The organism is Gilliamella sp. G0441, assembly GCF_050589305.1.
Lineage (GTDB): Bacteria > Pseudomonadota > Gammaproteobacteria > Enterobacterales > Orbaceae > Gilliamella.
Genome location: NZ_JBNRJF010000001.1, coordinates 311,327 through 337,750, shown reverse-complemented (window position 1 = coordinate 337,750; position 26,424 = coordinate 311,327). Strand labels below are relative to the sequence as shown.

Annotated in this window: 22 protein-coding genes and 1 tRNA gene; 17 read left to right on the top strand and 6 right to left on the bottom strand. The window is 36.2% G+C overall.

The genetic code is table 11. From position 1 onward, the window contains the following. Positions 1-3: 3 nt before the first annotated feature. Genes ACKJXD_RS01445 through ACKJXD_RS01430 form a run of 4 tightly spaced genes read right to left on the bottom strand, consistent with a single transcriptional unit; the run spans position 4 to position 1,768 of the window. Complete coding sequence (locus ACKJXD_RS01445) at positions 4-360, bottom strand: prepilin-type N-terminal cleavage/methylation domain-containing protein (protein WP_430875318.1); 357 nt, start codon at positions 358-360, stop codon at positions 4-6. Beyond that, positions 320-751 carry a DUF2509 family protein gene (locus ACKJXD_RS01440; protein WP_430875317.1) on the bottom strand — a complete coding sequence of 144 codons (432 nt, stop codon included), beginning with the start codon at positions 749-751 and terminating at the stop codon, positions 320-322. Before ACKJXD_RS01440 ends, ACKJXD_RS01445 begins: the two co-directional genes overlap by 41 nt. Further along, positions 735-1,298 carry a prepilin peptidase-dependent protein gene (locus ACKJXD_RS01435; RefSeq protein WP_294825841.1) on the bottom strand — a complete coding sequence of 188 codons (564 nt, stop codon included), beginning with the start codon at positions 1,296-1,298 and terminating at the stop codon, positions 735-737. Before ACKJXD_RS01435 ends, ACKJXD_RS01440 begins: the two co-directional genes overlap by 17 nt. Further along, entirely contained in the window at positions 1,292-1,768 is a 477-nt protein-coding gene (locus ACKJXD_RS01430) for a hypothetical protein (protein WP_220215448.1), read from the bottom strand. The genes ACKJXD_RS01435 and ACKJXD_RS01430 overlap by 7 nt, the downstream gene beginning before the upstream one ends. 219 nt (positions 1,769-1,987) lie before the next feature. Here ACKJXD_RS01430 and dapD point away from each other — a divergent pair, with 219 nt between their 5' ends. From dapD to ACKJXD_RS01400, 6 genes are all read left to right on the top strand, one after another. Then, positions 1,988-2,812: a 2,3,4,5-tetrahydropyridine-2,6-dicarboxylate N-succinyltransferase gene (gene dapD / locus ACKJXD_RS01425; protein WP_220215447.1), complete on the top strand. Its 825-nt coding sequence runs from the start codon at positions 1,988-1,990 to the stop codon at positions 2,810-2,812. 90 nt (positions 2,813-2,902) lie between these two features. Beyond that, entirely contained in the window at positions 2,903-3,394 is a 492-nt protein-coding gene (locus ACKJXD_RS01420; RefSeq protein ID WP_220215446.1) for a YajQ family cyclic di-GMP-binding protein, read from the top strand. A 221-nt stretch (positions 3,395-3,615) separates the two neighbouring features. Further along, positions 3,616-5,886, top strand: coding sequence for a beta-glucosidase BglX (bglX, locus tag ACKJXD_RS01415; RefSeq protein WP_430875316.1), 2,271 nt, complete (start codon positions 3,616-3,618; stop codon positions 5,884-5,886). A 58-nt stretch (positions 5,887-5,944) separates the two neighbouring features. Beyond that, on the top strand, positions 5,945-7,645 hold the full coding sequence (locus ACKJXD_RS01410; RefSeq protein ID WP_220215444.1) for a sensor histidine kinase: 1,701 nt from the start codon (positions 5,945-5,947) through the stop codon (positions 7,643-7,645). Next, positions 7,639-8,349, top strand: coding sequence for a two-component system response regulator BtsR (btsR, locus tag ACKJXD_RS01405; RefSeq protein WP_220215443.1), 711 nt, complete (start codon positions 7,639-7,641; stop codon positions 8,347-8,349). Before ACKJXD_RS01410 ends, btsR begins: the two co-directional genes overlap by 7 nt. 337 nt (positions 8,350-8,686) lie before the next feature. Next, entirely contained in the window at positions 8,687-10,837 is a 2,151-nt protein-coding gene (locus ACKJXD_RS01400; protein WP_430875315.1) for a carbon starvation CstA family protein, read from the top strand. Positions 10,838-11,286: 449 nt separating this feature from the next. On the opposite strand, the gene ACKJXD_RS01395 is transcribed toward ACKJXD_RS01400, so the two are convergent. Continuing rightward, the gene (locus ACKJXD_RS01395; RefSeq protein ID WP_220215442.1) at positions 11,287-11,751 is read right to left on the bottom strand and encodes an NfeD family protein; all 465 of its coding nucleotides are present in this window, start codon (positions 11,749-11,751) and stop codon (positions 11,287-11,289) included. 93 nt (positions 11,752-11,844) lie between these two features. Continuing rightward, on the bottom strand, positions 11,845-12,765 hold the full coding sequence (locus ACKJXD_RS01390) for an SPFH domain-containing protein (RefSeq protein ID WP_220215441.1): 921 nt from the start codon (positions 12,763-12,765) through the stop codon (positions 11,845-11,847). Positions 12,766-13,144: 379 nt separating this feature from the next. Here ACKJXD_RS01390 and ACKJXD_RS01385 point away from each other — a divergent pair, with 379 nt between their 5' ends. The 11 genes from ACKJXD_RS01385 (at position 13,145) to truB (ending at position 26,381) form a co-directional block, all read left to right on the top strand. Further along, a complete protein-coding gene (locus tag ACKJXD_RS01385) occupies positions 13,145-14,707 on the top strand; it encodes an anthranilate synthase component 1 (RefSeq protein WP_430875314.1) in 1,563 nt (520 codons plus the stop codon). Continuing rightward, positions 14,707-16,338, top strand: a complete 1,632-nt coding sequence (gene trpD, locus ACKJXD_RS01380) for a bifunctional anthranilate synthase glutamate amidotransferase component TrpG/anthranilate phosphoribosyltransferase TrpD (RefSeq protein ID WP_430875313.1) — start codon at positions 14,707-14,709, stop codon at positions 16,336-16,338. Before ACKJXD_RS01385 ends, trpD begins: the two co-directional genes overlap by 1 nt. 14 nt (positions 16,339-16,352) lie before the next feature. Next, positions 16,353-17,735, top strand: coding sequence for a bifunctional indole-3-glycerol-phosphate synthase TrpC/phosphoribosylanthranilate isomerase TrpF (gene trpCF, locus ACKJXD_RS01375; RefSeq protein ID WP_430875312.1), 1,383 nt, complete (start codon positions 16,353-16,355; stop codon positions 17,733-17,735). Positions 17,736-17,757: 22 nt separating this feature from the next. Continuing rightward, positions 17,758-18,951: a tryptophan synthase subunit beta gene (gene trpB / locus ACKJXD_RS01370; RefSeq protein ID WP_255556761.1), complete on the top strand. Its 1,194-nt coding sequence runs from the start codon at positions 17,758-17,760 to the stop codon at positions 18,949-18,951. Further along, positions 18,948-19,757: a tryptophan synthase subunit alpha gene (gene trpA, locus ACKJXD_RS01365; protein ID WP_294825824.1), complete on the top strand. Its 810-nt coding sequence runs from the start codon at positions 18,948-18,950 to the stop codon at positions 19,755-19,757. The genes trpB and trpA overlap by 4 nt, the downstream gene beginning before the upstream one ends. 242 nt (positions 19,758-19,999) lie before the next feature. Beyond that, positions 20,000-20,076: transfer RNA gene (locus ACKJXD_RS01360), tRNA-Met, on the top strand. A 192-nt stretch (positions 20,077-20,268) separates the two neighbouring features. Beyond that, entirely contained in the window at positions 20,269-20,730 is a 462-nt protein-coding gene (gene rimP, locus ACKJXD_RS01355) for a ribosome maturation factor RimP (RefSeq protein WP_220215435.1), read from the top strand. A gap of 16 nt (positions 20,731-20,746) precedes the next feature. Next, positions 20,747-22,222, top strand: a complete 1,476-nt coding sequence (gene nusA, locus ACKJXD_RS01350) for a transcription termination factor NusA (protein WP_220215434.1) — start codon at positions 20,747-20,749, stop codon at positions 22,220-22,222. Between the two features lie 17 nt (positions 22,223-22,239). Then, positions 22,240-24,945 (top strand): translation initiation factor IF-2, encoded by a 2,706-nt coding sequence (infB, locus tag ACKJXD_RS01345; protein ID WP_430875311.1) that lies wholly within the window; start codon positions 22,240-22,242, stop codon positions 24,943-24,945. Positions 24,946-25,014: 69 nt separating this feature from the next. Beyond that, the gene (gene rbfA, locus ACKJXD_RS01340; protein ID WP_430875310.1) at positions 25,015-25,392 is read left to right on the top strand and encodes a 30S ribosome-binding factor RbfA; all 378 of its coding nucleotides are present in this window, start codon (positions 25,015-25,017) and stop codon (positions 25,390-25,392) included. 71 nt (positions 25,393-25,463) lie between these two features. Beyond that, positions 25,464-26,381 (top strand): tRNA pseudouridine(55) synthase TruB, encoded by a 918-nt coding sequence (gene truB / locus ACKJXD_RS01335; RefSeq protein ID WP_430875393.1) that lies wholly within the window; start codon positions 25,464-25,466, stop codon positions 26,379-26,381. The last annotated feature ends 43 nt before the right edge of the window (positions 26,382-26,424 follow it).

Below are 26,424 nucleotides of genomic sequence, written 5' to 3'. Positions count from 1 at the left end.
TATTTAATTGCAAAACAGTCTTTGTTGTTGACTTTTATTATTTTGGGATGTATTGATAATCACTTTTACAAGTGTACATTGATTATTATAAGTTTGTCTTTGTACACTGTATTCCCAACCTTTTGGAATAATATGCTGAGGGACAAAAGGATAGCTATCAAGTAGCTGAAAAGCAATTTGATCCGCTTGTAATTTATTTTTTAAATAATGATGTTTATCCAATAGTTTTTTTTGAATATTCATAAACCCAATTAGAAATAGTGAAAATATCAATGATGCAATCATCACCTCAATAATACTAAAACCATTGGTATGTTTATTATTCACAATCACTGTGTTTTTTTTCTGGGCAGTAATCAAGCCAATTTCCTTTATCGATAATTAATTTATTGTTATTAAATGAAGCTAACTCATATAAATAAAGTTTATCTGCTTCACCTCGAACTAAAGTAAAATTACCTATTTTTAATTTCGATTTTTTAATGCAAGTCTTTAAGTGTAAATTAACCTCTTCTTTGCATTGCCAATTCGCAGTAGGCACATCCCATTTTTGCGTTTTCGCCCAGTGTAAAGAGGATCTTGCGGTATTAAATTGTTGATAATGGTCTTTTTCTATTAGGATAGTTTTTTGCCATGAGGTAACCAAAGAATTAAAATCGGTTAATAGCGTTAAGCCAATTATCATTAAAATCATCACTAAAACAATAGCACTAAATCCGAATTGATTAGGCGTTTTATAATCTATTTTCATTTCTAATGATTTTAAATATCTGATGACTAATATGATGATGTTTTTTTAATTCTGCAGCTAAAGTCATTTCGATAGTATTGTTATTTTGTTTTATGACAAATTTTGTTACTTTTATATCATTTGGATCGAATATTTTCTGCCAATTTGTACCATGGCAATTCATTGCCCCAGTTTTGTATTCAAGATTATTTTGGTAATAACGATAACTAAATATATCTGAATTATTTAGGTGTTGTGGATCGTTAATCCAATCATGACGAATTTCGCTATCATAACGGATAATGATACAGTTATTGTTATCATTAATTTCAATTGATTTTTGATTAATTTTGGATGGTGAGTTAGCGATAAATCCCGCTCGTTTGATGTCTTTAAATAATCCTGAAATAGCTTGCTCAATATTTTGTTCCAGATGAGTGTTTAAATAATAATTCATGTTAGTTGCATGTAATTGTTTATAAAACATAGAGGTACCCGTAATAATTAGATTTAATATTAGCATACTGATTATCATTTCAAGCAGTGAAAACCCCTGATTTTTCAACATGGTGGCAAACCTGATAAATAGCCTGTTTCGTAGCAAAAGCGAATTCTACCTCGAAAGGAAATTAAAACTTTTGTTTCACCTATTTGATTGCGAAGTATCAAAGAGCCGGTTTGTGCCATATTTCGTCGCCCCCAAAATGAAATGGTTTTTTTATCTGTTAACCCACTTATTTCAACTGAATTTTCAGGTTTTATAAATTTTAGTTCTTCTTCTAAACAAGAAGATGAATCTTCTTGTTTACTCGCAACTAAGCACCATGGGGATGAAAAAAGATAAAAATGATAAGTATCGTTATAGGTATTTGCCTTAATTTGAACCTCGTTTAGAAAATAGGCTAATTGCTTAGTGGTGGATACCAGTTCTTCACGCAGTTGTAGTGTTTTCCAATGTGGTATTCCAATTGAAACTAAAATGGCACCGATGCAAATGATAACTAATATTTCTAATAATGAATAACCAGAAGCCTGCATAATTTATCAAATAAACAATAAATAATATTGATTTTATAAATCAAATCATCAAGCGTCGTTTTTATTTAGTTTAATGAGCAGTAGTGCACAAATTTAATCTGTTTTTTACAAAGGATATTAAGATAATATGACAAACCGCTTAAAAAGTGCCATTTATTATAATATACTGTTTGCCTATTTTAATTTGTTTACGGACTTCAAAGTTAAAGGAAACAAGAGATGCAACATTTACAAACTATTATTGACGCTGCATTTGAGCGTCGCGCTGAAATTACACCATCGAATGTCGATACCCTTACACGAGATGCTATCAATCAATGTATTCATTTATTAGATAGCGGTAAAATGCGTGTTGCTGAAAAAATTAATGGTGAGTGGGTAACACATCAATGGTTAAAAAAAGCGGTATTGCTCTCGTTTCGTATTAATGAAAATAAACTTATCAATGGCGGTCCGACAAATTATTATGATAAAGTTCCATTAAAATTCGCTGATTATGATGAAACCAGATTTGCGCAAGAAGGTTTTCGTGTTGTTCCATCGGCAATAGCACGTAAAGGGGCATATGTTGCTCGTAATACTGTATTAATGCCATCTTATGTGAATATCGGTGCGTATGTTGATGAAGGCACGATGGTTGATACTTGGGTAACTGTTGGTTCATGTGCTCAAATTGGTAAAAATGTTCATTTGTCAGGTGGTGTTGGAATAGGTGGCGTGTTAGAACCATTGCAAGCAAATCCGACCATTATTGAAGATAACTGCTTTATCGGTGCTCGCAGCGAAATTGTAGAAGGCGTGATTGTTGAAGAAGGTTCTGTTATTTCAATGGGTGTATTTATTGGACAAAGTACCAAAATTTATGATCGTGCTACAGGCGAAGTTTATTATGGTCGAGTGCCTGCTGGTTCAGTTGTTGTATCAGGTAACTTACCGACTAAAGATGGTAAATATAGCCTTTATTGTGCTGTTATTGTTAAAAAAGTTGATGCTAAAACGCTTGGTAAAGTTGGTATCAACGAATTACTTCGTACTATAGATTAATTCAATTAATCACTTCTAATCTGCCGCTAACTTTTGTTAGTGGCAGCGTATCAATCTAATTAAGTTATAAACATTTGAAGAGGAGAATTTATGCCTTCTTTTGATATTGTGTCAGAAATTCAAATGCCAGAAGTAAAAAATGGTGTAGATAATGCAACGCGTGAATTAACGACTCGTTGGGATTTTAAAAATGTTGAAGCTTCATTCGAATTGGATGAAAAAAATGAAACAATAAAAGCGACCAGTCAATCTGAATTTCAAGTACAGCAATTGCTGGATATTCTACGTGATAAGCTTACTAAGCGTGGAATAGACGGAGGGGCTTTGGACATTCCTGAAGAAATGGAGCATAGTGGCAAACTTTATAGTATCACTGTAAAGCTAAAACAAGGTATCGATAAAGAGTTAGCCAAAAAAATTGTGAAACTTATCAAAGACAGTAAAATCAAAGTTCAAGCTCAAGTTCAGGGTGACCAAGTTCGTGTTACCGGAAAATCACGAGACGATTTACAATCAACGATGGCTTTGGTTAAAAATGGTGAACTAGGTCAACCTTTTCAATTTACCAATTTTAGGGATTAATGGTCTGTCAACTTGCCGATAATGTCGGCAAGTTAAATTAAATGCTCAGGTTATCGCTAATTTCAAATTATTCATTACAATACATTAATCTAATTCTTCCTTATAAACGTCAAAAAATATATCACTAATACAAATTTAGTAAAGATTGAGATTTTTTTTTGTTATTACGTTATTCTATCTTTATAAAATTCTTTACAATGAAAAAAATTGATAACAAAACAATGAAAAAAATAATCTTATTTTTAACTTTATCTCTTTTCTCTAATTTTATTCTTGCTATTAATAGTAGTGAGTCTAAAAAAGTTTTTATTGATGAATTATTATCAAAAATGACGATTAAACAGAAAGTTGGTCAACTACGTTTAATTAGTGTGGGAGGCGAATTAAGTTTAGATAAGGTATTAGACCAAATTGAGGCAGGCGAAATAGGTGGAATTTTCAATACTATCGTCGAGCCTGACTTATCAAACATGCAGGATCGTGCGTTAAAATCACCGCATAAAATCCCCTTATTATTAGGATTTGATATAATACATGGTCATCGCACCATTTTCCCGATTAATTTAGGCATAGCATCAACTTGGGATCGAGAGGCAATCGCTAAAGTGGCACAAGTCTCAGCTGATGAGGCTACATCGGATGGCTTGAATATTACTTGGGCTCCAATGGTTGATCTTAGTCGAGATCCTAGATGGGGTAGAGTGTCAGAAGGATTTGGTGAAGATCCTTATCTGACTTCAGAAGCTGGACGCATATTCGTTGAACAGATGCAAAAACAGTCCTTAACAGACACAAAATCATTGGTAACAACGGTCAAACATTTTGCACTTTATGGTGCAGTAGAAGGCGGTCGAGAATACAACAGTACCGATATGAGTGAGCGTAAAATGTTTCAAGAATATTTAGTTCCTTATAAAGGCGCCATAGACGCAGGAAGCCGAGCAATTATGGTTTCTCTGGCTAGTGTTAATGGTATTCCTGCAACAGCTAATCATTGGCTTTTGACTGATGTTTTGCGTAATCAATGGCATTTTAATGGGGTTGTTATTAGCGACCATGGTGCAATTCGGGAACTCATTAATCATGGTGTTGCCAGCGATGCCAAAGATGCTGTTCGAGTCGCAATCAAAGCTGGTATTGATGTGAGTATGAATGACGAGTTTTTTCTCCAGTTCATTCCTGAACTTGTCGAACAAGGCTTGCTGAGTGAAGATGAAATTAACAATGCTTGTCGTCATGTTTTGGAACTCAAATATGATATGGGATTGTTTAAAAACGCTCATCGTAATTTAGATCCAAATTTAGATATTGAAACCATGTTTGCTGACAATCGTTTGCATCGAGAAGATGCGAGAGATGTTGCTCGTCGTAGTATCGTTCTATTAAAAAATGAGCACAATCTTTTACCTTTATCTAAAAATCAAAAAATAGCTGTAATTGGGCCTCTTGCAGATTCAAAACGGGATATCTTGGGTAGTTGGTCGGCGGCTGGTCGAGCCAATTTAGCGGTGACTCCTTTAGAAGGAATTAAACTTGCCGTCAACGATCCAAAAGCCATCAGTTATGCATTTGGGGCAAATCTTTCTGATGACCCTGAATTGTTTAATTTTTTAAATCTGTATGATGTTGCAACAAAATTTGATTCAAGACCGGTTAATGTGATGCTTGATGAAGCAATTGAATCAGCTAAAAATGCAGATGTTATTGTCGCATTTGTTGGTGAAGCTCAAGGAATGGCACATGAATCTTCAAGACGAACAGATTTATCGCTCGCTGCTAGCCAAAAAAGGTTGCTTACTGCATTAAAAGCAACGGGTAAACCGCTTGTTATTGCATTAATGAATGGACGTCCTTTAACATTAGTTGATGAGTTCCAACAGGCAGATGCAATGCTTGAAACGTGGTTTTTAGGAACCGAAGGTGGAAATGCAATAGCTGATGTTTTATTCGGTGATTACAACCCATCAGGAAAACTACCTATGTCATTTCCAAGAAATGTTGGTCAAATACCAGTTTATTATAGCCATTTAAATACAGGGCGTCCGAGAGGAACGATAAACATGGGTAAATATACCACATCCTATTTTGATAGCCCAAATGAGCCATTATTTCCTTTCGGATATGGCTTAAATTATACTGATTTTTCGATAAATTTTGTGTTATCGACAAATGAAATGAAACAAGATGGTAACTTAACTGTCACTGCTATTGTTGAGAATACGGGAGATAGAGAAGGAACGCAAATTGTGCAACTATATCTACAAGATATTACCGCTTCGGTAAGTAGACCAGTAAAAGAATTAAAGGGTTTTGAAAAAGTAACGTTAAAATCACATGAAAAAGCAGAAGTGAAATTTGTCATAACGCCTGAAATGTTGAAGTTTTGGAATGATAAAATGCAATTTGTCGCTGAACCAGGTAAGTTTAACGTGTTTGTTGGTTTTGATTCAACGACAAAAAATGTCCAAACTTTTACATTACTTGACAATTAAACTACTTTATCAATCCATCGCCCTTTATTATGTGTGAATTGTTTTAGCGATTTGATTTATGCTTGAATTTGATTTGATTCTACAACTTTTACAACAAATGTGTGTTTATTTAGTGATTGCATATTTACTAAGTAAAACGCCTATTGTTATTCCTCTTATGCAAGTCACTGTACATTTGCCGCATAAATTAGTGTGTTATTTTATCTTCTCTCTGTTTTGTATTATGGGTAGCTATTTTGGACTTCATATTGAAGATACTATAGCAAATACCCGTGCTATTGGTGCGATTTTAGGAGGGCTTCTTGGTGGCCCTATGGTCGGATTTTTAGTCGGGGTGACTGGAGGGATTCATCGCTATACATTAGGTGGAATAACTGCTGAAAGTTGTATGTTATCCACCATTTTAATTGGTTTAATTAGTGGATTTCTTCATTATGTATTAATGAAAAAAGGTCGTGTAGATCTCATTTATAATCCTCTTTTAGTTGGCGTTTTAGGACTATTAGTTGAGTCTCTTGAAATGATTTTAGTGTTGTTAATTTCACGACCTTTCGAAACAGTTTTACATGCTGTTCAAAGTATAGCTGCCCCTATGATTGTGGCAAATAGCATCGGTTCGGCGATGTTTATGCGAATTCTGTTGGATAGACGAGCGATTTTTGAACGCTATACTTCAGCTTTTTCCGCTAAAGCTTTACAAATTGCAGTCAGTACAGAAGGTTTATTGCGAGACGGTTTTAATCAAGAAAATAGTACCAAGGTTGCCGAAATTATTTACAAAGAATTGGATATAGGTGCGGTTTCTATCACCGATCGTGAAAAGATATTAGCTTTTATTGGTATTGGTGATGATCATCATTTACCAGGGACTCCTATCACTTCCCATAATACATTAGAAGCAATTGAAAAAAATGAGGTTCAATACCTTGATGGTGCTCATTTACCTTATCAATGTTCAATCAATAAATCTTGCCGTTTAGGATCTACCCTTGTTATACCACTGCGTGGAGAAAATAATACGGTAGTGGGTACAATTAAATTATATGAAGCAAAAAATACCTTATTTAGTTCAATCAATCGAACACTTGGTGAAGGAATAGCCAGTTTATTGTCAGCGCAAATATTGGCTGGTCAAAATGAGCATTACAAACAATTATTATCCAAAACAGAAATTAAACTATTACATGCTCAAGTAAATCCTCACTTTTTGTTTAATGCATTAAACACGCTTCTGGCAGTTATTCGACGAGATAAAGATCAAGCTTCTCAACTGGTACAAAATTTATCTACATTCTTTCGAAAAAATCTTAAAAGAACAAATGAAATCGTTACCCTTAAAGATGAGATTGAGCATGTCAACGCTTATTTACAAATTGAAAAAATGCGTTTTATGGATCAACTCTCTATTGAAATTAATATTCCACCTGATTTAGAACATGCACAATTACCTGCCTTTACATTACAACCAATTGTTGAAAATGCTATTAAACATGGAACATCACAATTAATCAGTAGTGGAAAAGTAACGATAACGGCTTATACACATAACTTTTCGCTAATTTTAGTCGTTATCGATAATGCTGGTAATTATTGTGAAGACAAAAAAGATGTCAAAGGGTTAGGGCTAAATTTGGTCGATAAAAGAATTCATATTCGTTATGGTGAAAAGTATGGTATAAAGATTCAGTGCCAACCAGATGAATATACAAAAGTTACCTTGTCATTGCCATTGCAAGAGGATGCAAATATTGAATGTTAAATGTAATTATCGTTGATGATGAACTTCTTGCGCGTGAAAATCTACGTTGCTTACTTGAAAATGATTCTGAAATAAATGTCGTTGCAGAGTGTAGTAATGCAATGGAAGCAATCCGCGAAATTCATCGCTTAGAACCCGATGTGGTTTTTTTGGATATTCAAATGCCTAAGATTAATGGGTTTGAGATGTTATCTATGCTTGATCCTGATACCATGCCAAGTATTGTTTTTTTAACAGCCTATAGCGAATTTGCCGTCAAAGCTTTTGAAGAACAAGCTTTTGATTATTTATTAAAACCAGTAGATAAACAAAGGTTGAGTAAAACGCTTAGTCGTTTACATCATCGCTGCTTATCGAATCCAATTAATCAAATTGAACAGAATTTAAAATATATTCCCTGTATTGGTCATAATCGCATTTATCTACTTAATTTGAATGATGTATTTTATGTCTCTTCGAAAGTAAGCGGAATTTATGTATTTAATCAGAATAATGTGGAATACTTTACGGAATTAACATTAAAAACTTTAGAAGATAAAACACCACTAATTCGTTGTCACAGACAGTATCTGGTAAATTTAAAAAAATTGAAAGAGATTCGGTTTAATGAGTCAACGGGTGTAAATATTATTTTAATAAATGATGTCTCTGTTCCTGTAAGCCGCCGTTATCTTAAATCTCTCAAAGAATTATTAGGACTATAAGTGCCAATTGTATTTTTTGTAAAAATAAATGACCGTTTAACGACGGTTTTAGACCACTCATTATTGCCATTGAACCTATAACTCAATTGGTTGTATTATTCGTTTTAGTAAAAATTTATCATAGCCTCGAAAGTAAAAGTAAAGTGTCGAAACTTATACTTAAAACCATAACAAGATATCAGGAATAGCTGAAAATGATGGTGAATACTTGTTTTTAAAAGTTTAATTTATTAACAAGTTTATATTATTTGTATTTATCGAAATAGCAAGCAAAACTGGACTGTAAAGGTCTTAAGTATAATATTCTTTAATCTTAAAACCCATAAAGAGAATCATTATGAATAATAAAATATTAAAGCATATTCCTTGGGTCATTCTCGCTTTTGTTGGTGCATGTTGTTTAGCTGTTATTGCACTACGACGAGGTGAACATATCAGTGCGTTATGGATTATTGCTGCTGCGGTATCGGTTTATTTGGTTGCTTATCGATATTATAGTCTTTATATCGCCAACAAAGTGATGAAATTAGACCCGACTCGAGCAACTCCGGCAGTGATAAACAATGATGGTTTGAATTATGTTCCAACCAATAAATATGTTTTGTTTGGTCACCATTTTGCTGCAATTGCTGGTGCGGGTCCATTAGTGGGGCCTGTTTTGGCCGCTCAAGTCGGTTATTTACCAGGAACACTTTGGTTACTTGCTGGTGTTGTCTTTGCCGGTGCAGTACAGGATTTTATGGTGCTTTTCTTATCATCTCGCCGTAATGGTTCTTCTTTAGGTGAAATGATTAAAAGCGAGATGGGGCCAATTCCTGGTGCTATTGCCTTGTTTGGTTGTTTCTTGATCATGCTAATTATTTTAGCGGTATTAGCTTTAATTGTTGTTAAAGCTTTAGCAGAAAGTCCTTGGGGTGTTTTCACGGTTTGTTCAACCGTGCCAATAGCTTTGTTTATGGGAATCTATATGCGATTTTTGAGACCAGGACGAGTTCTTGAAATATCAGTCATCGGTATTGTATTGCTCATATTATCTATTTGGTTTGGGGGCGTTATTGCTCACGATCCTTATTGGGGACCGGCGTTGACCTTCAAAGCAACAACTATTACCTATGTGCTGGTTGGCTATGCTTTAATTTCTGCGATGTTACCCGTATGGCTAATATTGGCACCACGTGATTATCTAGCAACTTTCTTAAAAATTGGGGTTATTGTTGGTTTAGCAATTGGGATAGTCATTTTAAATCCTGACTTAAAAATGCCTGATGTAACTCAATATGTTGATGGTACCGGCCCAGTTTGGAAAGGTTCATTATTTCCATTTTTATTCATTACAATAGCTTGTGGTGCGGTTTCTGGATTCCATGCGCTCATTTCATCTGGTACTACGCCAAAATTACTGGCTAATGAAAATGATGCGCGCTTCATTGGATATGGTGCAATGTTGATGGAATCGTTTGTTGCCATAATGGCATTAGTCGCAGCTTCAATTATCGAACCTGGTCTCTATTTTGCTATGAATACTCCACCTGCAGGATTAGGGATTACAATGCCTGATTTGCACAAATTGGGGACTGATGATGCACCAATGATAATGGCACAGTTAAAAGATGTGACGATTCATGCGGCTGCAACGGTTAGTTCTTGGGGCTTTGTGATTTCGCCAGAACAAATTTTACAAACAGCGAAAGATATTGGTGAACCGTCTGTCTTGAATCGTGCCGGTGGAGCACCAACATTAGCCGTAGGTATTGCTTATGTCTTTAACCAAATCTTACCGGGTGAGAATATGGGCTTTTGGTACCACTTCGGTATTTTGTTTGAAGCTTTATTTATTTTAACGGCGCTTGATGCAGGAACTCGCTCAGGTCGATTTATGTTACAAGATTTATTAGGTAATTTTGTACCGTTCTTGAAAAAAACGGACTCACTTGTTGCTGGCTTCATTGGTACGCTGGGATGTGTGGGATTATGGGGATATCTGCTCTATCAAGGCGTTGTTGACCCATTAGGCGGTGTGAAGAGCTTATGGCCATTATTCGGAATATCCAATCAAATGCTAGCTGCTGTCGCGCTAATTTTAGCAACCGTGGTATTGATTAAAATGAAACGAGCACAATACATTTGGGTTACTGTCATTCCAGCTATTTGGTTACTAATCTGTACAACTTGGGCATTAGGTTTGAAATTATTTAGCGATAATCCGCAATTAGAAGGTTTCTTCTATTTAGCTAAAGAATATAAACGTCAAATTGCTGAAGGTGGTAATACGTTAACGGCTCAACAAGTTGACAATATGCATCATATTATTATTAATAATTATACGAATGCAGGATTAAGTATATTATTCTTACTTGTGGTATACACGATTATCTTCTTTGGTATTAAAACTGCGCTTAAAGTTCGCAACAATAAACAAAGAACAGATAAAGAAACAGCTTATGTTCCTATACCAGAAGGTGGTGTTAAAACATCAATGTCACATTAATTGGTCTGAATCGGGATGTCATAGTGATATTGCCTCCTGACAGTAAACTCCAATTATTTTAGTTAAAGCTCAACAATCTGACATTGTTGAGCTTTTCTATTTTTGCAATGAAAAAAATGTTTCCAATATCCTAAATAAAACGTGTTAAATTAAGAAATTTAGCGTTGTCGGCATAACTCTCTATATGTAATTTTCAATTTAAAAGCAAGCCACATTAATAAGTAAAACGAAGGTGAACAATTTATCTTGATTGTTATGACAAATAATAAAGGTTTATTAACTAAAAAATTAGCCAATAATCATTATTGGCTAATAGGATAAATGAATCTTAAGATTAATAGTATCGAATTAATGATACTGCTTTGTTACACAATAAAGATTGCATAAATTTTGGTGCATTTTATTGTCACATTCCATTGAAGAATTCTATTTTCTTACACTAAATATTATTAAATAACAGGTTCAACATTTAAAATTATTCCATCGACAGAAGTAACAACAACCGATTGACCTACAGACAAATCTTTGTTACATCTTGCTGACCATGTACCATCCTTTATTTTAACTCGACCAGAACCATTAACAATTGCATCTGTGACGACTGTTTTGATACCAATAAGATCGTGTTGGGGTTGATTGAGCTCGCCTTTTTTTGAAAGATGTTTTCCCTTGCTTTTAAGCCATACATACCAAAGGTAAGCAGAGACCAGCGTTAAAATTGAAAATAATATCCATAAAATTGGCCAGGATAAAAAAGGTATGAACCAAGCAATGAGTCCTACAGAAATGGCTGCAATTCCACTCCAAAGCAAATATCCTCCAGTACCGAGTAACTCAGCTATAAGCAAAATACCGCCGAGTGCGATAAAGATCCAATGAGGATAGTAATAAATAACTGTAAAATTATCAGCCATCGTTTTTCCTTCCATCTAAATAAATATTAGAACAATGCCTCTAAATTAGCATTAATCATTATAGCTAAAATAGAGGCATTAATATTAAACAAATTATTTTGAATTAGTTTTTGATTCTTTGATTAATTCAGCAATACCGCCAATACTACCCATTAGATTTGAAGCATCTAACGGCATCATAATCACTTTGCTATTTTTAGCAGAACCAATTTCTTGAAGCGCTTCGGTATATTTTTGCGCAACAAAATAATTAATTGCATTGATATTACCGGCGGCAATAGCTTCAGAAACCATTTGAGTTGCTCTTGCTTCGGCTTCAGCTGCACGTTCACGTGCTTCAGCTTGTAAGAATGCGGCTTGTCTTTCACCTTCAGCTTTAAGAATTTCAGATTGTTTTTCACCTTCTGAACGTAAAATTGCTGCTTGACGAATACCTTCTGCTTCAAGAATTTCAGCACGTTTATTACGTTCAGCTTTCATTTGGGCATTCATCGCTGCAATCAATTCTGCTGGTGGACGAACATCTCGAATTTCAATACGGGTAATTTTAATTCCCCAAGGATTGGTTGCATCATCAACAATACTTAATAATTTAGAGTTAATATGATCACGTTGTGATAACATTTCATCAAGTTCCATACTACCAAGTACGGTACGGATATTGGTCATCATTAAGTTAATCACCGCACGTTCTAATTGATTGACTTGATAAGCGGCTCTTGCTGCATCTTGTACTTGGATAAAACAAACCGCATCAATTTGCACATTCGCATTATCTTTTGAAATAACTTCTTGTGAAGGAATATCAAGAACTTGTTCCATCATATTAATTTTTCGGCCTACACCATCCATAAACGGAATAATAATATTTAATCCTGGTTCAAGAGTATGGGTATATTTACCAAAACGCTCAATAGTATATTGAAAACCTTGCGGAACAATAGTTATCGCTTTTAATACCGTGACTAAAGCAAGTAACACAATAACACCAATAACGATGTAAAAAATAGGCATATCCAAAAATTCCTTATAAATAAAATGATTAAATTTCTGGTCTATTTTAAAGTTAATTTCTTAGTTTGACTAGTAATTATTATGAACAAATCAACTTTGAAAAAGTTATCAGTATTGAATTAAAATTAATCTATTGACAATACATCAATGAACTAGTTTAATAGTACAAAATCTACTTAAATTTGATAAATGATGAAAGAACAATATTTACGCAAAATTACTCGTTCGCTCACTAACTTTAATTGGTGGCGTATGACTTTTTGCGGGTAATATGAGGATATTTTTGTTCTTTCATAAACCCGCCAGATGCGGGTTTTTTAGTTTCTGATAGATGAAATAATAAATCCATAATAAAAATTTAAAAAATAGAGAGTCAACAATGAATAAGCCAACCTTAACCCAGATAATCAAGACGATTAGTTATCATCGTGATCCGACTCTGGTTTTTAATCAATTATGCGAAAATCGTCCCGCAACGTTATTGCTCGAATCGGCTGAAATCGATAATAAGCAAGGTATTAAAAGTGTCATGATTGTTGATAGTGCATTACGTATCTCGGCAATAAATTCTCAAGTGACTTTTGAAGCCTTAACTACTAATGGTGAAAAGTTGTTACCGTTATTACACGATGCTTTTAATGAAGATGTAATTAAGACATTCAATCATTCCCAAAAATTAACCTTGAGTTTTCCAACGATTGATAGCCTGCAAGATGAGGATTCTCGCTTAAAGTCGCTATCGATTTTTGATGCGTTAAGAACATTACTTAAGATAGTAAATATTCCTGAAAAAAGTAGTTCGGATGTCATATTTGTTGGTGGGTTATTTTGTTATGACTTGGTGGCAGGATTTGAGAACTTACCTATTTTACCAACAGAACAACGTTGCCAAGATTTTTGTTTCTATTTAGCGGAAACGCTATTAGAAATCAATCATCAAGCTCATGTGTCAATTTTGAAGGCGACCGCTTTTACATCAGATCAGATTGAAATATCTCGCTTAACTCATCGTTTAGCTGAATTAGAAGCGACATTAAGCAAGCCGATGAAACCAATTCAAACCCAATCACTGGCAAGCATTGATGTTACGTGTAATAAAAGTGATGACGATTTCAACACGGTTGTTAAAAAAATGCAAGATGCTATCCAACAAGGCGAAATTTTTCAGGCAGTGCCTTCCAGACGTTTTACGTTACCTTGTCCAGCCCCATTATCGGCTTATCAAGTGCTAAAAAATAATAATCCAAGTCCATATATGTTTTATATGCAAGATCGTGATTTTGTCTTGTTTGGAGCATCGCCTGAAAGTGCACTTAAATATATTAAAGCGACAAATCAAGTTGAAATCTACCCGATTGCTGGTACTCGCCCTCGAGGATTAACGGCGAATGGTGAAATTGATTATGATTTAGACAGTCGATTAGAACTTGAGATGCGCACCGATAAGAAAGAGTTAGCAGAACATCTAATGTTAGTTGACTTAGCCCGTAATGATTTAGCGCGTATATGTCAACCTGGTACTCGCTATACTAAAGAATTATTAAAGGTTGATCGTTACTCTTTTGTTATGCATTTGGTTTCGAGAGTGGTAGGGCAATTACGACATGATTTGGATGCCTTACATGCTTATCAAGCAACAATGAATATGGGAACGTTAACGGGCGCTCCAAAAGTTCGAGCCATGCAATTAATCGCCGAATCAGAAAAAGTAAAACGAGGTAGCTACGGTGGAGCAGTGGGGTATTTTACCGCCAATGGTGATTTGGATACTTGCATAGTCATTCGTAGTGCCTACGTGGAAGAAGGAATTGCAACCGTTCAAGCAGGTGGGGGTGTAGTGTTAGATTCAGAACCACAATTTGAGTCTGATGAGTCACGTAATAAAGCTCGTGCCGTTGTTCGTGCGATTATGGCAGCACATAATGTAGAAGGTGTATTTTAATGGCTAATATTTTATTTATTGATAATGTTGATTCATTTACTTATAACTTAGTTGATCAGCTACGCAATAGCAAACATTGTGTCACTGTTTATCGTAATACGATTCCTGCCGACGTCATTATTGAAAAATTATCTCAAATGCAAAACCCTATTTTAATGTTATCACCGGGCCCCGGTACGCCAAGTGAAGCAGGATGCATGCCAGAACTACTTAAACGTTTGAAAGGTCAATTGCCAATTATCGGTATCTGTCTTGGTCATCAAGCGATTGTCGAGTCCTATGGGGGAAGCATTGTACCAGCAGGTGATATTTTACATGGTAAAGCATCGCTTATTGAACACGATGAACAAGCTATGTTTAGAGGATTACCCAATCCACTACCTGTTGCTCGATACCATTCATTAAAAGGCGAAAATATTCCAAATACACTCACCATTAATGCTCTTTGTAATAATATTGTGATGGCAGTGCGCAATGATCATGATCGGGTTTATGGCTTTCAATTTCACCCCGAATCGATTTTAACTACTCAAGGTGTAAAATTGTTAGAACAAACGATTGAGTGGGCACTCAATCCACCACAACCAAAGTCACAATCAAAACCTGAGGCCATTATTGATAAACAAGAATACAACATTCAACCCATTATCAATAAATTGTATTTAGGACAAACATTAACCCAAGATGAGAGTAAAATTCTATTTAATCTTATTATTCAAGGCAAAATTGAACCAACCGTTTTAGCAACTGCGGTGATTAGCATGAAAGTAAGGGGTGAAAGACCCGATGAAATTGCCGGTGCTGCTCAAGCCTTGCTTGAAAATGCGGATAGTTTTGATATTCCCGATTATGAATTTACCGATATCGTGGGAACAGGTGGCGATGGTACCAATAGTATTAATATCTCCACAGCAAGTGCTTTTGTTGCAGCAGCACTAGGCTATAAAGTGGCTAAGCATGGTAATCGTGGTGTATCAAGTAAATCGGGATCGTCCGATGTATTATCGGCACTAGGAATAAAATTAAATATGCCTGCGGAAGCATCTCGTAAAGCATTAGATGAACTGGGAGTATGTTTTTTATTTGCGCAACAATATCATTCAGGTTTTCGTCATGCTGCGCCCGTACGTCAGCAGTTAAAAACAAGGACTATTTTCAATGTGCTTGGGCCGTTGATAAACCCGTCCAGACCTAAACGTATTTTATTAGGGGTTTATCATCCCGATTTAATTAAACCGATTGCAGAAACGTTAAAAATGCTCGGTTATACTCATGCTTATGTTGTTCATGGCTCTGGAATGGATGAAGTCGCTATTCATGGTGAAACCCAAGTGGCTGAAGTTCGAAATGGCGCAATTCGCTATTTTACTTTGATGCCACAAGATTTTGGGTTAAAACAGTATACCTTAAAAGATATTGAAGGTGGTACACCTGAGATGAATCGTGATATGTTAATTGCCATTTTACAAGGGCATGGTAAACCGGCGCATGAAGCAGCCATTGCAGCTAATGTCGCCATGTTAATGAGCCTGTTTGGTCAGTCAGATTTAAAACAAAATGCGCAGCAAGCAATTGATATGATGCATAGTGGCAAAGCATATACGTTGTTACAACAATTAGCAGCAAGGTAAAAATGGAGAGTAACATGGTTATAAATACATTAACCGAAAATGTTGAAATGGCGACTGTTTTAAAACAGATCATTGATGATAAAAAGCAATGGCTAATCGAACAAAAAAAACAAAAACCACTAGACACATTTAAATCAGAAATTAAACCAAGTGATCGTGATTTTTATCAGGCCTTAAATCAGCCTAAAACGGTGTTTATTTTAGAGTGTAAAAAAGCATCGCCTTCAAAAGGCTTAATCCGTAACGATTTTGATCCAGCGAGTATTGCTAAAGTCTATAAAGATTATGCTTCGGCTATTTCTGTACTGACTGATGAAAAATACTTTCAAGGTCGTTTTGAATTTTTGCCAATTGTTCGCAACGAGGTGACACAACCCGTTCTTTGTAAAGATTTTATTATTGACGAATACCAAATCTATTTAGCGCGTTATTATCAAGCAGATGCTATTTTATTAATGCTATCTGTTGTCACCGATGATGAATATCGTCATTTAAGTCAGATTGCTCATCAACTTAATATGGGTGTACTAACTGAAGCGAGTACTGAAAAAGAAGTCGAACGAGCCATTGAACTTGGTGCTAAAGTCATCGGTATTAATAATCGTAATTTACGTGATTTGAGTGTCGATTTAAATCGGGTCAAGAATTTGTCTAAAACAATTCCGACTGATCGCATCATTATCAGTGAATCAGGTATATACACTCATAATCAGGTGAAAGAACTCAGTCAATTTGCCAATGGTTTTTTAATTGGAAGTGCATTAATGTCTGAATCTAACTTAGCGTTAGCGATTCGAAAAGTTATGCTAGGTGAAAATAAAGTATGTGGTTTGACGCGAACAGAAGATGCTGTTGCAGCTTACCAGGCTGGCGCTGTTTATGGGGGATTAATTTTTGTTCCCCAATCACCACGCTATATTTCACCAATAAAAGCGCGGTCTCTTATTGCTGTAGCTCCACTTAATTGGGTCGGTGTTTTTAAAAATGAAAATATCGAACAAGTGAGTCAAATTGCCAAGCAATTATCACTTTATGCCGTTCAATTACATGGCGATGAAGATGAAGACTATTTACAAACCTTACGTCAACAGCTGCCTCAATCCTGTCAAATCTGGAAAGCGCTAAGTATTAGCGATGTCATCCCAGAACATCACCATCCGCTAATCAGTCGCTATATTTTTGATCATGGAGCTGGGGGAACTGGACAACATTTTGATTGGTCATTATTAAAAGGGCAAAATTTAAATAATGTGATTTTAGCGGGTGGTATTAATCCACAAAATATCAAATCAGCATTAGCCACTGAGGTTATCGGCGTAGATATTAATTCTGGCGTGGAAATGTCTGCAGGTATTAAAGATAAACAGAAAATTAAAGCCGTATTTGAACAAATTTAATTAATTTTAAAAAGGAATGGTTATGTCTAAATTAAATCCTTATTTTGGTGAATTTGGCGGGCAATACGTCCCTCAAATATTAATGCCTGTACTTGAGCAACTTGAGGATGCTTTCATCTCTGCGATCAACGATCCCAGTTTCCAAAAAGAGTTTAACGATTTGTTAGTCAACTATGCAGGTCGACCTACAGCACTCACATTATGTAAAAATTTAACGGCGGGTACGAAAACTAAACTTTATTTAAAACGAGAAGATCTTGTGCATGGTGGGGCACACAAAACAAATCAGGTATTAGGGCAAGCTTTATTAGCCAAAAGAATGGGCAAAACGGAAATCATTGCCGAAACAGGTGCAGGGCAGCATGGCGTTGCATCGGCTTTAGCATGTGCACTTTTAGGCTTAAAATGTCGTATTTATATGGGGGCAAAAGATGTTAAGCGCCAAGCACCTAATGTCTTTAGAATGCGTTTAATGGGTGCAACAGTTATTCCTGTTGAAACAGGCTCTGCAACATTAAAAGATGCTTGTAATGAAGCATTACGAGACTGGTCTGGTAGTTATGAAAAAGCACATTATATGTTAGGTACTGCTGCTGGACCGCATCCTTTTCCAACCATTGTCCGAGAGTTTCAACAAATGATCAGCCGTGAAGCAAAACAGCAAATTTTAGAAAAAGAAGGGCGTTTGCCTGATGCTGTCATTGCTTGTGTTGGTGGTGGGTCAAATGCTATCGGGATGTTTGCCAATTTTATTGAAGATAAATCGGTTAGATTAATTGGTGTTGAACCGGGTGGTCATGGTATTGAAAGTGGCGAGCATGGCGCATCATTAAAACATGGTAAACTGGGCATTTATTTTGGGATGAAATCGCCAATGATGCAAACCGATGAAGGACAAATTGAAGAATCTTACTCGATATCTGCGGGTTTGGATTTTCCGTCGGTGGGGCCTCAACACGCTTATTTAGACAGTATCGGACGGGCTGATTATGTGTCGATTACTGATGACGAAGCATTAGCCGCCTTTAAGGCTCTATCACGTAGTGAAGGCATTATCCCAGCATTAGAGTCATCGCATGCCTTAGCTTATGCTATCAAGATGATCAAGGAAAACCCAAATAAAGAACAGTTATTAATCGTCAATTTATCAGGTCGTGGGGATAAAGATATCTTTACTGTTTATGATATTTTAAAAGCAAAAGGAGAAGTCGAATGAGCCGTTATCAAAAACTGTTTGATAAGTTAAAGCAAGAAAAACGAGGTGCATTTGTTCCTTTTGTTCCCGTTGGTGATCCCAATCCAGAGCTCTCATTACAAATAATTCAAACATTAATTGATGCGGGTGCTGATGCATTGGAGCTAGGCATTCCATTTTCGGATCCCATGGCAGATGGTCCAACTATTCAAAACGCCAATATTCGGGCATTTCAAGGTGGTATCACCGTAGATAAATGCTTCGATATTTTAACCAACATCAGAAATCATAATGCCAATATCCCTATTGGATTACTCATCTATGCTAACTTAGTATTTAAAAATGGTATTGATAACTTCTATGCCAAGTGCGCTAAAGCAGGCGTAGATTCAGTGTTGATTGCAGATTTACCTGTTGAGTATGCACAAGAGTTTATAGGCTCAGCGGAAAAACACGGCATTGCTCCAATATTTATTTGTCCACCAAATGCCGATGATGAAGTGATTAAAAATATTGCTAAATATGGTAAAGCGTATACTTATTTAGTATCTCGCTCTGGTGTGACAGGGACGGAAAATCGTGCCAATAAACCCCTTACCCATTTATTGAAAAAGCTTATTGAATTTGGTGCGCCTCCTGCTATTCAAGGATTTGGTATTTCTGAACCTTGTCAAGTTAATGAAGTTATTAAATTCGGTGCAGCAGGTGCTATTGCTGGATCAGCAACAGTAAAAATAATTGAGAAAAATCTAGATAATCCCAATAACATGTTGAGTGAATTAAGTACTTTTGTCAAAAACATGAAAAATGCAACTCAACATAGTTAATAAAAATAGTGAGTTAAATTAAATGACAAAAACAGTTTTTCCGCTGAGAATTCAGCGGAATTCCTTTGGATTTCATCAGAAAATAAAATAATGTTTTTTTCGATATAATAATGAAAAAATTATTATTAGCTAAGATAAAATGACTAACTGAGTTATTTCAATAACTTCAAGTAAAAGTGTCAAAAAAGCATTATTTTCAGTTGCATTTTATTCAAAATCAAGTATACTCATCAACCATCTATCGCGGGGTGGAGCAGCTTGGTAGCTCGTCGGGCTCATAACCCGAAGGTCGTTGGTTCAAATCCAGCCCCCGCAACCACTTAAATTTTCATTCATAAATCAATTTATCCTGTTATTATTGCATGAAAGTTCGAATCAAGTGGCTTCATTATAGTTAGTTTTAAATGTAGCCTCGCATGTCGAGGTTTTTTTTCGTGTATTAATTTAAGCGTAAGTTTAAAAGGAATGTTGGGCTTTATGCCCTTTTTTATTTTCTGCAGTGGAGGTTTGTTTGGCTAATATTGAACAGCAATTGACTGAAATTATTCAAGAGCCAGTGAATGCGCTTGGTTTTGAATTAGTCGGTATTGAATATATTCGTGGTCGGTATCCAGTGTTACGAGTTTATATTGATAGTGAAAAGGGTATTACTGTTGATGATTGTGCTGATGTTAGTCGACAAATTAGTGCAGTACTTGATGTCGAAGATCCTATCAAAGATGCTTATAATCTTGAAGTTTCATCACCAGGTATGGACAGACCTTTATTCACGCTTGAACATTATCAACGTTTTATTGGTGAAGAAATCACGATGAGTTTACGCATTCCTGTTGCTAATCGTCGTAAATGGAAAGGACATATAAAATCCATCAATAATGAGATGATTACATTAACAGTCGATAATAATGATGAGGTATTTGCTTTTAGTAATATACAAAAAGCAAACATTGTACCTAATTTTAACCTTAAATAGAGTACGGGTGTAAAGGATGAATAAAGAAATTTTAGCTGTGGTTGAAGCAGTATCAAACGAAAAAGCATTAACGCGAGACAAAATTTTTGAAGCTTTAGAGACCGCATTAGCGACAGCAACTAAAAAGAAGCATACAGTTGATATTGATGTTGTTGTAAAAATTGATCACAAAACAGGTGACTATGACACCTTCCGCCGTTGGCTTGTTGTGAACGAAGTCACTCAGCCAACGAAAGAAATGACTTTAGAAGCTGCACAATACGAAGATCCTTCTGTAAAAGTTGGTGACTATGTTCAAGAACAGATTGAATCGGTTGCTTTCGATCGTATTACCACACAAACCGCGAAACAAGTTATTGTACAAAAAGTTCGTGAAGCTGAACGTGCCATGATTATAGACATGTTCAGAAATCGAATTGGTGATATTGTTACTGGTATTGTTAAAAAAACAACTCGTGAAAGCGTGATTCTTGATTTAGGTAATAATGCTGATGCGATGATGACACGTCATGACATGCTACCGCGTGAAAACTTCCGCATAGGTGATCGTGTTCGTGGTATCTTGTATCTAGTTGAACAAGATAATAAACCAGCTCAACTTTGTATTAGTCGTTCAAATCCACAAATGATGGAAGAGCTATTCCGTATTGAGGTACCGGAAATCGGTGAAGAAATGATTGATATCAAAGGGGTTGCACGTGATCCAGGTTCTCGAGCTAAAATAGCGGTTAGTAGCAATGACCGGCGTATAGACCCAGTTGGTGCTTGTGTGGGTATGCGTGGTGCTCGTGTTCAGGCTGTATCCAATGAATTTGGTGGTGAACGTATCGATATCGTTTTATGGGATGATAATCCTGCGCAATATGTGATTAATGCCATGGCGCCTGCTGATGTTGTTTCCATTGTCGTTGATGAAGATAAACATACAATGGATGTTGCTGTCAATGCAGATACCTTACCACAGGCTATTGGTCGTAACGGTCAAAATATTCGTTTAGCATCACAACTTACAGGCTGGACGTTAAATGTGATGAGTACCGAAGATTTGCAAGAAAAACATCATGCAGAATCATTTGCGGCAATCAATAATTTGATTAAACATTTGGATATTGATGAAGAATTGGCAAAACTTTTAGTTGAAGAAGGTTTTACTTCTTTAGAAGAACTTGCTTATGTACCGGTTGATGAATTGCTAGAAATCGAAGAACTTGATGAGGAACTCGTCGAAGCATTAAGAAACCGAGCTAAAGATGCATTAACCACGATAGCATTAGCGAATAGTGGTGATAAAAGACCTGCTCAAGATCTCTTAGATTTGCCAGGTATGACACAAGAGTTAGCCTATCAATTAGCTCAGCATGACGTAATAACGTTAGAAGATCTTGCTGAACAAGGTACTGATGATCTTGTGGGAATAGAAGGGTTAACAAGTAATCAAGCTGGCGATTTTATTATGGCTGCACGTAATATTTGTTGGTTTGCAAATGAATAATTGAGGGAAAGTAACACATGACCAAAGTATCAATCGAAACACTGGCTCAAGAGATAAAAACTCCAGTGCAAACACTTTTGCAACAGTTTGCCGATGCAGGAATTAAAAAAAGTGCATCTGATACTGTGACCCAAAAGGAAAAAGAAGCTTTGCTTGCTCACTTGAATCCTCAGCAAGGGCCAACAAAATTAACATTACAACGTAAAACTCATTCTACTTTGAATGTATCGAGTGGTGGTGGCAAAAGCAAAGAAATTAAAGTAGAAGTGCGAAAAAAACGCACTATTGTTAAACAAGATCCTGCTGAATTAGAGAAAGCGCGACTTGAGGCTGAATTAAAGGCAAAACAAGAAGCTGAGCAGAAAGCACAGAAGGAAGCTGAACTGAAAGCTCAAAAAGAAGCGCAAGAAAAAGAGAGATTGAAAGCAGAGCAAGAATCTAAGAAACTTGCAGAAGCTGAAGCTAAAAAACGCGCCCAAGAAGAAAAATCTAAACAAGATGAACAAAATAAACCAGTTACCAAAGCGGTGCAAGAGCCAACTGTAGATCCTAAAGTGAAAAAAGCCCAAGAAGAAAAAGCACGTTTAGAAGCTGAAGCTAATGAAATAAAACGAAAAGCTGAAGAAGAAAATCGTCGAAAACTGGAAGCCGAAGCTAAGCGTATGGCGGAAGAAGCTCGAAAATTAGCTGAACAATATAATGATGTCGATGACACTGATAACTCTGATGATGAAGATTATCATGTTACGACATCTAAATATGCAAGAGCTGCTGAAGATGATACTGATCGTGAAGTTGAAGGTGGGCGAGGACGCGGACGTAATGCTAAACAAACCAAGCAGAAAAAAAGCAGTAAATTATCTGAAGGTAAAGCAGAACGCGAAGAAGCACGAGCAGTAACGCGCAGTAGCCATAAAAAGAAAGGTAAAAGTACCTTACAACAAAGTTTTAATAAACCTGTTCAAGCCGTTAACCGAGATGTCGTTATCGGTGAAACCATTACCGTTGCTGAACTTGCTAACAAAATGGCAGTTAAAGGTTCAGAAGTTATCAAAACGATGATGAAAATGGGTGCTATGGCAACCATTAATCAGGTGATTGACCAAGAAACAGCACAATTAGTTGCTGAAGAGATGGGACATAAAGTTGTTCTACGCCGTGAAAATGAACTAGAAGAGTCATTAATGAGTGATCGCGATACGGGTGCTGAAAAAGTATCACGTGCTCCAGTTGTGACCATCATGGGACATGTAGACCATGGTAAAACTTCATTGCTTGACTATATTCGTAAAGCAAAAGTTGCTTCTGGCGAAGCTGGTGGTATTACTCAGCATATCGGTGCATATCATGTTAAAACGGCTAATGGTGAGATCACTTTCTTAGATACACCGGGACATGCAGCATTTACTTCAATGCGTGCTCGTGGTGCAAGAGCGACAGATATTGTTGTTCTTGTCGTGGCAGCAGATGATGGCGTCATGCCTCAAACTATCGAAGCAATCCAGCATGCTAAAGCTGCAAATGTACCCATGGTTGTTGCAGTAAACAAAATCGATAAACCTGAAGCCGATCCAGAACGTGTAAAAGGTGAACTTGCACAATATGGTGTCATGTCAGAAGATTGGGGCGGAGACACTCAATTTGTTCATGTGTCAGCTAAAGCAGGAACAGGTATAGATCAACTACTTGAAGCCATTTTGTTACAAGCTGAAGTGCTTGAACTCACCGCATATGAAACCGGTATGGCTAGTGGTGTGGTTATCGAATCATTCCTTGATAAAGGTCGTGGATCGGTTGCAACAGTACTTGTTCAATCAGGTACCTTACGCAAAGGTGATATCGTTTTATGTGGATTTGAATATGGTCGTATTCGTGCAATGCGCAACGAATTAGGTAAAGAAGTGACCGAAGCGGGTCCATCAATTCCTGTTGAGATACTTGGTCTATCGGGCGTACCTTCTGCTGGTGATGAAGCAACTGTTGTACGTGATGAAAAGAAAGCACGTGAAGTGGCATTATATCGTCAAGGCAAATTCCGTGATGTTAAACTTGCTCGTCAGCAAAAAGCGAAACTTGAAAACATGTTTACTAACATGACTGAAGGTGATGTATCTGAACTTAATATCGTGCTAAAAGCCGACGTTCAAGGTTCGGTTGAAGCGATTTCTGACTCATTACTTAAACTTTCAACCGATGAAGTTAAAGTTAAAATTATTGGTTCGGGTGTTGGCGGAATTACCGAAACGGATGCATCCCTTGCGGCAGCATCGAATGCTATTATTTTAGGCTTTAACGTACGTGCCGATGCCTCTGCACGAAAAGTGATTGAATCAGAAAATTTAGACCTTCGCTATTACTCAGTTATTTATGATCTAATAGATGAAGTGAAACAAGCCATGAGTGGTATGTTAGCACCAGAATATAAGCAAGAAATTATTGGTCTTGCGGAAGTTCGCGATGTCTTTAAATCGCCTAAATTTGGTGCAATCGCTGGTTGTATGGTCACAGAAGGTGTGGTTAAACGTCATAATCCAATCCGTGTTTTACGTGATAACGTTGTTATCTATGAAGGCGAACTTGAATCACTACGTCGCTTTAAAGATGACGTTAATGAAGTTCGTAACGGAATGGAATGTGGTATTGGTGTACGTAACTATAATGATGTTCGTGTTGGGGATTCAATCGAAGTCTTTGAAACTATCGAAATCAAGCGTACAATCTAAGATTGATAATACAACCATATTATAAGCAAGGTTTATACCTTGCTTATTCATATTTTAAGGAAAATAGATATGGCAAAAGCATTTAATCGCTCATCTCGAGTTGGACATGAATTGCAAAAAGAAATTGCAATCATATTACAACGAGAAATCAAAGATCCACGTCTAGGCATGGTTACTGTTTCGGGGGTAGATATTTCACGTGATCTATCTTACGCTAAAGTATTTGTGACATTTTTAAACGACGATGATCCACAAGTTATTGAGCAGGGTCTAACCGTACTCAATGATGCGAAAGGATACATTCGTACTTTAATTGGCAAAGCTATGCGATTACGCATTATTCCAGAAATTAAGTTCCTTTATGATGAATCATTGGTTAAAGGGATGCAAATGTCTAGTTTGGTCTCTGATGTTATCAAACAGGATAACGAACGTCATAAAGATTAATTTTATTGGGCAATAAAACTTCAAAAAAAGAAGTTGGTTACAATTACATTACACGTTAGTACAAAGTTGACATCATGAATATAAAAAAAACTCGCCGTGATCTTCACGGCGTTTTATTGTTAGATAAGCCACAAGGCATGACATCCAATGATGCATTACAAAAAGTTAAACGGCTTTTTAATGCGAAAAAAGCGGGGCACACAGGCGCTCTTGATCCTTTAGCCACCGGCATGTTACCTATTTGTTTTGGTGAAGCGACCAAGTTTTCTCAATATTTGTTAGATTCAGATAAACGTTATCAAGTCATTGCTAAGCTAGGTGAGCGAACAGATACTTCAGATGCAGATGGTCAAATCATCTGTTCTAAACCAGTCAATATTACTCAATCACAAATTGATGAAGCATTAACGCATTTTCGTGGGGATATTTTACAAGTGCCAACCATGTTTTCGGCATTAAAGCACCAAGGTAAACCACTATATGAATATGCCCGTCAAGGCATTGTCATTGAACGAGAAGCGAGACCCATTACCGTTTATGAAAATCAATTCATTCAGTTCGATGTTACTAATCATGAATTAACATTGGAAATACATTGCTCTAAAGGAACTTATATTCGAACGATTATTGATGATTTGGGAGAATTACTGGGGTGTGGAGCACATGTCATATATTTAAGACGATTGCAGGTTTCTAATTATCCAATCAAAAAAATGGTCACATTAGATGCTTTACAAAACCTAGCCGATAAAGATGAGTTACTAATGCCAGTTGATAGCCCAATGAATGAATATCCAAAAGTAATACTTTCTGAGCAACAAGGCAAAAATATTTTGTTAGGTCGGACGATTGAAATAGATTCAACCATTAATGAGGTTAATGTTTCAACTAAAGAAAATTTGGTGAGAATTTATCAAGATCAACGATTTATCGGAGCTGGCATTCAAACAAACAATAAATTATCTCCTAAGCGTTTGATATCATTATAAAATTAAGCGGGCATAAAAATTGGTGCTGTAATATTATCAAAGT